Annotated in this window: 1 protein-coding gene; it reads left to right on the top strand. The window is 68.9% G+C overall.

The features are described 5' to 3' along the window. A partial coding sequence (locus ABFJ78_RS50175) for a WXG100 family type VII secretion target (RefSeq protein ID WP_436394703.1) occupies nt 1–768 on the top strand: 768 nt, incomplete at both ends.

The following is a 768-nucleotide window of genomic DNA, read 5'->3' on the forward strand; positions in this document are numbered from 1 at the left end:
TCCCTGCTGGAGTCGGCGAACGACCTGAAGTCCGCGATCGAAAGCGGCGACTGGGCGTCGGTCGCGCTCGGCGCCGTCGGCACCGCGCTGGACGCGTTGTCGATGGCGATGGACCCCTTCGGCGCCATCCTCGCCGCCGGCGTCGGCTGGCTCATCGAACACGTCGGCCCGCTCAAGGAAGCCCTCAACGCCCTCACCGGCAACGCCGACGAAATCGCCGCCCAGTCCGAGACCTGGAAGAACGTCGCCACCGAACTCGGCAGCATCGGCGAAGACCTGACCGGCATGGTCAAAGCCGACACCGCGTCGTGGACCGGCACCGCCGCCGACACCTACCGCCAGCGCGCCCAGGACACCGTCACCCTGCTGGAAACCGCGCAGAAGGGCTGCGAAGGCGCCTCCAGCGGCGTCAAGACCGCCGGCGAAGTCGTCGCCGCCGTCCGCGCCCTCGTCCGCGACATCATCGCCGAACTCGTCGGCCACCTGATCAGCTGGGCCCTGCAGGTCGTCTTCACCCTCGGCATCGGCCTCACCTGGGTCGTCCCACAGGTCGTCAACGCCGTGGCGAAGACGGCGTCGAAGATCGCGGACCTGACCAAACGCCTCGTGAAAGCATTGCAGGCGCTCATCCCGCTGCTCAAACGCGCCGGCGACCTGTTCTCCGACGCCGCCAAGGCCCTGAAGAACATCAAACCCGGCAAAGCCGCCCCGCCGCCGAAGCACGCCGACATCAACGGCAACCCGAAGGGTCTCGACGGCCCGAAGGGC

It is taken from the genome of Amycolatopsis sp. MEPSY49 (genome assembly GCF_051337345.1).
Lineage (GTDB): Bacteria > Actinomycetota > Actinomycetes > Mycobacteriales > Pseudonocardiaceae > Amycolatopsis.